At 54.7% G+C, this 8,944-nt stretch carries 7 protein-coding genes; 3 read left to right on the top strand and 4 right to left on the bottom strand.

Annotated elements, in window-relative coordinates; translation table 11 throughout:
* Window positions 1-70: 70 nt before the first annotated feature.
* A complete protein-coding gene (locus RY075_RS11285; protein WP_023324619.1) occupies window positions 71-1,408 on the bottom strand; it encodes a TolC family outer membrane protein in 1,338 nt (445 codons plus the stop codon).
* Between the two features lie 733 nt (window positions 1,409-2,141).
* Between RY075_RS11285 and RY075_RS11280 the strand changes: the two genes are divergently transcribed.
* The gene (locus RY075_RS11280) at window positions 2,142-2,885 is read left to right on the top strand and encodes a DeoR/GlpR family DNA-binding transcription regulator (protein ID WP_022651161.1); all 744 of its coding nucleotides are present in this window, start codon (window positions 2,142-2,144) and stop codon (window positions 2,883-2,885) included.
* A gap of 13 nt (window positions 2,886-2,898) precedes the next feature.
* Complete coding sequence (locus RY075_RS11275; protein ID WP_338628603.1) at window positions 2,899-3,966, top strand: oxidoreductase; 1,068 nt, start codon at window positions 2,899-2,901, stop codon at window positions 3,964-3,966.
* 41 nt (window positions 3,967-4,007) lie between these two features.
* Here RY075_RS11275 and cybB read toward each other — a convergent pair whose 3' ends face one another.
* The 3 genes from cybB to RY075_RS11260 all read right to left on the bottom strand — a co-directional run bounded on the left by cybB (window position 4,008) and on the right by RY075_RS11260 (window position 7,059).
* Window positions 4,008-4,538 carry a cytochrome b561 gene (cybB, locus tag RY075_RS11270; RefSeq protein ID WP_003857288.1) on the bottom strand — a complete coding sequence of 177 codons (531 nt, stop codon included), beginning with the start codon at window positions 4,536-4,538 and terminating at the stop codon, window positions 4,008-4,010.
* A gap of 87 nt (window positions 4,539-4,625) precedes the next feature.
* Window positions 4,626-6,065 (bottom strand): aldehyde dehydrogenase, encoded by a 1,440-nt coding sequence (gene aldA, locus RY075_RS11265; RefSeq protein ID WP_022651158.1) that lies wholly within the window; start codon window positions 6,063-6,065, stop codon window positions 4,626-4,628.
* A 199-nt stretch (window positions 6,066-6,264) separates the two neighbouring features.
* Window positions 6,265-7,059: a YdcF family protein gene (locus RY075_RS11260; RefSeq protein WP_072268200.1), complete on the bottom strand. Its 795-nt coding sequence runs from the start codon at window positions 7,057-7,059 to the stop codon at window positions 6,265-6,267.
* 220 nt (window positions 7,060-7,279) lie between these two features.
* Here RY075_RS11260 and RY075_RS11255 point away from each other — a divergent pair, with 220 nt between their 5' ends.
* A complete protein-coding gene (locus RY075_RS11255; RefSeq protein WP_086532031.1) occupies window positions 7,280-8,926 on the top strand; it encodes an MFS transporter in 1,647 nt (548 codons plus the stop codon).
* The last annotated feature ends 18 nt before the right edge of the window (window positions 8,927-8,944 follow it).

Below are 8,944 nucleotides of genomic sequence, written 5' to 3'. Positions count from 1 at the left end.
GATGTAGCTATCCTTGGGAAAAATCACCCATTATTGTCTGACTTATTTCGCGCAGAAAGGCGCGCCTTTTTTAACTTAAATCAGGTAATTTCGCGGCAGCGTTTTTCTCTATTCCGATAAGCGGCATGAGATTATCCACCGCAGAGGCGTAATTAATCGCCGCACTCCAGCCATCGTATTCAGCCATTATTTTCGCGGAGGTGGCAGACCAGACATCCTGCTCCACGCTGAGCAGATCGTTAATGCTGCGCTTGCTCAGGGTATATTCATTTTTGTAGACATCGCGGGCGCGCAACGCATTTTCCAGCTGACGTTTCCCGGCTTCCATTCGTCCACGCGCCCCGGTCCAGTCGGCCTGTGCGACGGAGGCTTTTTGCAGGACATCAAAACGGGCCTGATCGACCTGAGACGATGCCATTGCCCTTGCGCCCTCGGCCTGACGGACGCGCGCCGAGACCGCGCCGCCCTGATAAAGCGGTGCGTCAATATTGAGCTGGATCTGATCATCCCAGTACGCGCGATTATCCGACTCATAGCGGGTGCGGCCCCCTTTCAGGCTTAAGGTCGGCCAGTGCTGAGACTTCGCGGTTTCTACGCCGTACTGGGCTGAACGCTCCATGTTCTGCGCGGCCATCACCGTTGGGATCAGTGAATAATCAATCCGATTGAGAGAATCCGGCTCCACGGCCAGACCTCCCGGAACCGGTGAATAGCGTTCAGCCTGTATGCCAGTTAATACCGCCAGCCGCGCGCGGGCGCTGTTCAGGGACGCATTGTACTGCTCTACCGTCGCCTGCATCCCGGCAATACGGGTGCGGGTCTGAAGCTCATCAGAGGTGGAGCTTACGCCAGCGTCGGCGCGGAGTTTTGCCAGCTGCTCAACGTTTTTAAGCGCCTGCACGTTCTCTTTTGCCGCCTGCAACAGATCGCTGTAGCGTTTCACTTCCACATAGCTGAGGGCTGTTTTTTCCGCGACGGCAGACATCGTGCTCATCAGCTGGTAGCGATAGCTGTCACGCTGAGCTGAAGACTGGCTGATGCTGTTGTTGGTCTTGCCAAAATCGTACACCAGCTGCGTCAGACTCAGGCCCCAGGCTGCGGAATTTCGCAACGAGCCGCTTGAATCGGTGGTCTGGCTGTGACCTGTACTCCCGTTCAGGGCTATTTGTGGCATCCAGCCACTGCGCGCTTCGTCTATTTGTGCCTGGCCGATCCCCAGCTGTGCCGCCTGCTGACTCACCGAGGGGTCGCGATCGAGAGCGAAAAGAATACTTTCTTTCATCGTCATTGCCGCAACGGGAGATATCCCCGCCTGGCCGTTATTTGCATTAGCCGCAGTCACCACCAACGAAATTAAGGTCAGGGAGGCAGATAATCTGAGTAACCTGTTATTGCATTTCATCTTCATAATATCCCCCGACTCCAGGTGATAGCCAAATAAATACCCAGGAAGAGGTACAAATAATTCGCCAGAAATCCATTGTCCCTTCTCCATTAATTCCGGGCAAGAGTTCCCCTAACCCATTTCAATTGAGACGAGAGCCGTTCAATCCTTTTTTTCTTTTAAGAATTTACTTAAATATTTATTGATTCGCAGCATAACAAAATGTGATATAAGCAACCACACCCGCAATGTTAATGTGTTGTTACAAATAAGAAAAAAGATGGGGTTTCTGGACAAAACGTTATAAAAGACCTTTCAGATGAAACAAATAAACCCCCTGTAATATAAAGAAAATTCTAAAATACCCCGGTGTACATTTTTGCGTTAATTTCACCCCGAATCAGACACAAAGATTTTCAAAGAAATGTCAACTTAAGTAATCCACCGAATAAAACTGGATTATTTTACTTTATAAACACAGATTGTTAGATATATACACTAATTTATAATTACAAATTAGTTATAAATATCAATTAGGCGCTGGAATGTGGCAGCTTAAGCCAAATTTATAAGTAAAACATAGCGATAACAACATACCTAAAAGATACATACATGTTTTTGATGACTGATTAATGCGATATCAATAATCACACCATTAAACTGTTTTTGGATAACATCCCGCGCCTGTCCCGATTCCCTTTTCTGCAAAATGCTGTAAAATGCGAAGTATTGCGACATTTTGCAGGATACTGCGCCCATGCATAAAACCGCCAGACAGAAATATGTGCTTGATATCATTACTGAACAAGGCCAGGCCAGCATTACCGAGCTGGCAGATCGATTGCAGGTTTCAGCGGACACTATCCGTCGCGATCTGACCGACCTGGAAAAACAGGGACTGGCACAAAAAAACCATGGTGGCGCCATCGCGCTGAATCTCTCGACGATGAACCGGGTTAGCAGGAATACCTTGCTGCCTGAAATCAAGCAGCGGCTGGGTAAACAGGTTGCGCAATGCGTGCCTGCGGGCTCGACGCTGTTTCTGGATGCCGGAAGCACACTGCTGGCCGTTGCCTCTTTCCTTCATGGGCCGCTGACCATCATCACCCCTTCTCTTGATATCGCCCAACAGGTGAGCGATCGGGAAGGTATCGACCTGATCCTGCTCGGTGGAAAGTGGGATCAGAAACAGCGCCTGTTTGCCGGAAGCGCCACCCTTTCACTGCTCTCTCGCTACCGGGCGGATATTGCCATCCTTGGCGCATGCGCCATCCATGCCGAACTCGGATTGAGCGCCAGTCAGGAGGCGGATGCCGAAGTGAAGCGTGCCATGCTGGCCGCAAGCCAGGCGCACTGGGTAGTCGCCGACCATCTAAAACTCAACCAGTGCGAACCGTATCTGGTGTCAGGGTTATCCGAGATTCATCAACTGTTTTTAGATCGTCCCTGGGCAGAGCTCGGGGACCATAGCGCCGTGCAGGTTACCGTTTGCGCACATTAACGTGGAGAAGGTCATGAATAAAGTGAAGACAATGAATATTGCGCTGATCGGGTATGGTTTTGTGGGTAAGACGTTCCATGCCCCGCTGATCCAGTCCGTTGACGGCCTGAAGCTGGCGGTGATCTCATCCCGGGATGAAGAGAAAGTGAAACGCGATCTGCCGGACGTGCTCGTTGTCGCCACGCCGGAAGAGGCCATTCAGCACCCGGATATCGATCTGGTGGTTATCGCCTCCCCTAACGCGACCCATGCGCCGCTGGCCACCCTGGCGCTCAATGCCGGCAAGCATGTGGTAGTGGATAAGCCGTTCACGCTGGATATGCAGGAAGCGCGGGATCTGATTGCGCTTGCGCAAGAAAAACAGCGGCTGCTCTCCGTCTTCCATAACCGCCGCTGGGACAGCGATTTTCTCGGCATTAAGCAGGTGATTGCGCAAGGCAGCATCGGCAAGGTGAAACATTTTGAGTCGCATATCGATCGTTTCCGCCCGGAGGTTCGCGTACGCTGGAGAGAGCAAAACGTTCCCGGCAGCGGCCTGTGGTTCGACTTAGGCCCGCACATGATTGACCAGACGCTACAGCTTTTTGGTCTGCCGCAGTCGGTACAGGGCAACATCGCCACCCTGCGTGACGGCGCGGAGATTAACGACTGGGTGCACGTGGTGCTGAATTATCCGGAACACAAAGTGGTCCTCCATTGCAGCATGCTGGTGGCGGGCGGCGTATCCCGCTTTAGCATTCACGGTGACAAGGCTAGCGTGGTGAAAGCGCGCATCGATCAGCAGGAAGCCCAGCTGCTGGCAGGCGTCATTCCGGGTAGTGAACGCTGGGGTGAAGACAGCGACGCTATGGTGCTGCTTAATGCCCAGGGTGAAGCCAGCGCTATCCCTGCGCCAAAAGGCGACCAGCGGCAGTACTATATAAACGTGCGCGATGCCCTGAACGGCAAGATTGACAACCCGGTCCCGCCGGTGGAAGCCCTGGCGGTGATGGCGGTGCTGGAAGCGGCGGTAAAATCTTCAGAAACGGGTACAACTCAGGAACTGGACTTAACGGCGCAGGAGCGCGCGCAACTGCAATAAGCCGCAAAAAAATGCCCTGCGGGTTCGCAGGGCATTATCGGTTACTGACGCTTTTTTGGCATCATCCGCAGCAGCGTGTTGTCTTTCCAGAAATAGTGATGCATCAGCGCGGCAAAGGCGTGCAAACCAATCACGAAATATCCCAGATTCGCCAGCGTCACGTGCCACGCTTTTAGCGTATCCACCAGGTCAAAATTCCCCTCCGCCGCATGCGGCATCGTCAGGCCAAACGCAAACCAGTCATTTCCCCGGTTATACATCATCACCATGCCGATCAGCGGCAGCGCAATGAACAGCAGGTAGATAACCAGATGCCCCAGATGGGACAGCCCGGTGATCATCGCTTTTGGTTTCGGTTGAATAGGCGGAGCCGGGAATTTGAGGCGGATAAGCAGGCGCGCCACCATCAGCACCAGGATGCTGATCCCGCAGGAAACGTGGATCATATTAATGAGCGGACGATCGCTTCGCGGGAACCATCCCCTGAACTCCATGGCGCAATAGGCCATAATAACTAACAGAAAAACCAGCCAGTGAATGCTGATTTGCAGACCCGTATATTTTGTGCGCATGTTGTTTCCCGATAAATAACCATTATCGCGCCAACATAACCACCTTTCCTGAAAATGTGAACCCCCTCGCATGGAGGGGGCTCCTGATTACGACTGTAAATAGACCACCTGCGTCTGCAAATACTCATTCAGACCGTGTTTACCATCTGCCCCGCCGATTCCGGATTTCCGCCAGCCCGCATGGAAGCCCTGCATCGCTTCAAAGTTTTCACGGTTAATGTAGGTCTCGCCGAACTTAAGCCCCTTAATGGCTTTCATGGCGACGTTCAGGTCCTGCGTATAAACAGACGAGGTTAAACCGTAGTCGCTGTCGTTGGCCATGTTCAGGGCCTCTTCCAGGGTGTCGAAAGCCACCACCGGCAGCACCGGGCCAAAGGTCTCTTCGTGCATGATGGCCATATCCTGACGCACGTCCAGCAGCAGCGTTGGGGGATAAAAATACCCTTTACCTTCTGCCGCTTTACCGCCAAGGACCACTTTGGCCCCCTCCTGCACCGCGCGCGCCACCTTCTGCTCCACGCGCTCCAGCGCGGCGGCGTTGATCAGCGGCCCCATGGCAATATCCGTTCGCTCAGCCGGATTGCCAAACTGGACGGTTTTCATTGCCTCGCCCAGACGATTCACAAAGCGGTCGTAGATCCCCTTCTGGACATAGACACGTTCCGCGCAGTTACACACCTGCCCGGTATTGATGACGCGTGAATCCACAATGGCCTTCACGGCCAGCTCAAGATCGGCATCGTCCATCACGATGGCCGGGGCTTTACCGCCCAGCTCCAGCCCCACTTTGGTGATGTTTTTCGCAGCCGCAGCCATGATCTTTTCACCTGCCCCGACGCTGCCGGTCATGCTGACCATCGCCACTTTCGGATTCCCGGCCAGCTCCTGTCCGACGGTTTCACCCCGGCCCAGCACCAGGTTAAAGACGCCTTTCGGCAGGCCAATCTCATCGACGATTTTGGCAAACGCGATGGCGTTGTTTGGGGTAAATTCGCTCGGTTTGATAACGATGGTGTTGCCGGTGATCAGCGCGGGAGCAAGCTTACGGGCAATCAGGAAGAAGGGAAAGTTCCACGGCAGAATGCCGGTGGTGACGCCCAGGGCACGCTTAAACACCAGAATATTCTCGCCCGGACGGTCGCTCTGAATGATTTCCCCTTCATACCGGCGCGCCCACTCGGCCATATAGTCGATATAGTCAGCGGTAAAGTTCACTTCCACTTCCGCCAGCTGCTGGATCTTGCCGCCTTCGGCCACAATCAACGCGCTGATTTCACTGACGCGCTCGCGGATCCCGGCAGAAATTTTGCGTAGCCAGCTGGCGCGTTCAATGGCTGGCAGCGCCTCCCAGCCAGCCTGCGCGCGCTCTGCCGCGTCAATGGCTTTGCGGGCGTCCTCGGCGGTGCCGTCGGGAATACGGGAAATGACCTCTTCCGTGGCCGGATTGATCACGTCAATCCATGCATCACCCTGCCAGGCAACAAACTGTCCATCAATATACATAGGATGTTGTACGGGTACTGTCATAACCTGCTCCTGTAATCACACTGTTTTTAACAAGTAAACTTATTGTTAAAAACTATAATTACCGGGGCAATTGCCTACTCTATGAGTCTGTTTTTGTGAGATATCTCATAAAAGATACGGGTCAGCCCGTTTCCAAAATCACAAATCGGCAACAAAGGCTGCCCGTTTGCGTAAAAGATGGCGCAAACGGGCAAGAGCATTACAGCAGAGAACGGCTCACCAGCGCGTCGGTGAGAATGACGTCGTTTCGCAGGATCTGCCACGCGGCGTCCACGTCGGCAGGGATATCGACATGGGCAATGAAATCACGTCCCGCCGGACCGTAGCCGTTGATGTCGTCCCTGAGTCGCGGAAATTCACCCAGCACCAGCGACAGGTAACGTTCTACCGGCCATAACCCCTCGACCGGGCCGCTAAACACCAGACCGTCGTCGCTGTTTTGCAGCACGGGCGTCAGGCCGGGATGACTCACCCATGCGGGCGCTGCGGCCTCGTCGCGGCATACGCGGGCAAACGTAGCCATTGTGCGCCGCTGCATCGTCGGGTCTTGCACCACCAGCACCCGGGCGGCGTTCAGTCCGGATTGTTTCATCAACGCCCGGCTGAAGCGGGCGTTTTCACCACAGTTGGTCGACTGATCCTCAACGTGAAGATGCTCAGCCGGAATGTTCCAGAATTCACGGGCGATGTCGGCCAGAATAGCTGCCTCAGCCCGCCCGGTGGTGGGTATCCTGTTATAGCGGGGGTGTTTCGCAATCGCGGCGTAGAGGAAGGTCGTCGAGTGACCGATCCCGCCGCTGATGATCAGAGGAACACCCTGTTCAGCCGCGTTTTTACAGGCAGCATCAATCGCGGGGATCACCGCATTACCCGCCAGAATCACCAGATCAACGGGCTGATTGTCCTGATAGTCGTCCTGAGCAAGCCACGCCCCAACGGTATTCACGGCGTCGAGGGTTGGGCCAGGCAGACAGGGGAAAAGTGCCATTGTCATCGTTACCTCCTTACAGCATACAGAGTCATCGATTATCCCCCTTTCTGCGCGTCATGCTATGGCATGAATGCTGAAAAAACGGGCTGGAACGTTCTCAAAAAGCACTCACATTTGATTAACTTGAGAAAATCGTATTCACTTGAATTATGATTTGCGTCAGCCTTAGAATCATTAGCCCGCTCACAATTCAACATTTTGAAAGGTAAACCACGTTATGCGCCTGCCCCAACGCGACCCTTATGCTCCTCGCGAGTGGCAGCCACACGAGAAACCCGCCCTGCTGGGTTCCCCTTCCACCCCGGAACATCCAACCCCAAAACGGATCGCCTATGGCGTGGTCGGCCTGCTGGTATGTCTGACCGGGGCGCTGGGTAACGCGGTCGTCACCGCTAATCTGCAAAATCTGCAAGGCACTTTTGGCGCCTGGTCGACTGAAATCGCCTGGTTGCCTGCCGTCTATGTCATGACCAACGTTTCCATCAACCTGCTGCTGGTAAAGTTTCGCCAGCAGTACGGTTTGCGCGCCTTTACGGAAGGCTTCCTGGTGCTGTATGTGCTGGTCACCTTTTTCCACCTGTTTGTGAACGATCTTAGCTCGGCGCTGATGGTAAGGGCGGCACACGGGATGGTCGCCGCCGCGCTCAGCTCGCTCGGCATTTATTACCAGATCCAGGCCTGGCCCGCGAAGCATCGACTGAAGGCGCTGACCATTGGCATTACCGGGTCGTCGCTGGCGATCCCGCTGGCGCGGCTGTTCTCCACCGAGCTGTTACAGCTTGATGAGTGGCGCGGGCTGTACTTCTTCGAGCTGGGTCTGGCCCTGATCTCCCTGGCCTGCGTGATGGTGCTAAAGCTGCCGCCGGGCGATCGGCGCAAAGTCTTCGAGAAGAAAGATTTCATCACCTTCTTTTTGCTTGCGCCCGGCATGGCGCTACTGTGCGCGGTTCTTTCGTTAGGGCGTCTGGACTGGTGGTTTGAAGCGCCGTGGATCGGCTGGGCGCTGGCCCTCTCGCTGGTGCTGATTGTCTCTGCGATCGTGTTTGAACATAACCGCAGCAACCCGCTGCTTAATACCCGTTGGCTGTCCAGCGGCAGCATCGTACGCCTGGGGCTGATTATGCTGCTGATCCGCATCGTACTGGCGGAGCAGAACACGGGCGTCATCGGCTGGCTGCAATATGTGGGCCTACAGAATGAACAGATGACCCATCTGGCGTGGGCTATTTTCGCCGGGATCGTCTGCGGTATCGTCACCAGCTGTCTGACGATTAAGCCCACTAAACTGGCCTGGCCGATAATCACCTCGCTGGTGCTGATGATCGTCGCCTCGCTGCTGGACAGCCAGTCCAACAACCTGACCCGGCCGGATCAGCTTATTTTCAGCCAGTTCCTGCTGGGCTTCGGCAGCGCTTTCTTCCTCGCGCCTGCGATGCTGGCCGCCATTGGCGGGGTGATCGCCGACCCGCGCAACCTGGTCAGCTTTTCCGTGATGTTTGGCATGAGTCAGAACCTTGGGGGCCTGCTGGGTTCCGCGATCCTCGGCACCTTCCAGACCTGGCGCGAGAAGTACCATTCCAGCCTGCTGGCTGACCAGCTCACCACCCTTAACCCGCTGGTGAACGAACGTATTCAGCTTTACACCCAGATGTACAAAAGCCTGATTGGCGACAGTTCCCTGCTGGGAACCCAGGCCATTACCCAGCTCCAGACGGTGACGGCGCTTGAGGCAAATATTCTGGCTTACAACGATACTTATCTCCTGACGGCGAGCATTGCCACTGCCACGCTGGTCTGGATTTTATGGCGCTTGCTGCGCCTGCGCATCACCGCCCGTATGGCCCTTAAGAACGCCACTGGCAACAAGTAATGACTATTTTTCAGGAGA

This window comes from Enterobacter sp. JJBC, from assembly GCF_036936505.1.
Taxonomy (GTDB): Bacteria; Pseudomonadota; Gammaproteobacteria; order Enterobacterales; family Enterobacteriaceae; genus Enterobacter; species Enterobacter hormaechei_C.
Note: the sequence above shows the minus strand (reverse complement) of the source record. Positions and strands in the feature narration are given on the sequence as shown.

What these genes read in the sequence shown, in the direction of transcription:
- RY075_RS11285 (WP_023324619.1), bottom strand. Translation starts at nt 1,408, where the DNA reads ATGAAGATGAAATGCAATAACAGGTTACTCAGATTATCTGCCTCCCTG.
- RY075_RS11280 (WP_022651161.1), top strand. Translation starts at nt 2,142, where the DNA reads ATGCATAAAACCGCCAGACAGAAATATGTGCTTGATATCATTACTGAA.
- RY075_RS11275 (WP_338628603.1), top strand. Translation starts at nt 2,899, where the DNA reads ATGAATAAAGTGAAGACAATGAATATTGCGCTGATCGGGTATGGTTTT.
- cybB (WP_003857288.1), bottom strand. Translation starts at nt 4,538, where the DNA reads ATGCGCACAAAATATACGGGTCTGCAAATCAGCATTCACTGGCTGGTT.
- aldA (WP_022651158.1), bottom strand. Translation starts at nt 6,065, where the DNA reads ATGACAGTACCCGTACAACATCCTATGTATATTGATGGACAGTTTGTT.
- RY075_RS11260 (WP_072268200.1), bottom strand. Translation starts at nt 7,059, where the DNA reads ATGACAATGGCACTTTTCCCCTGTCTGCCTGGCCCAACCCTCGACGCC.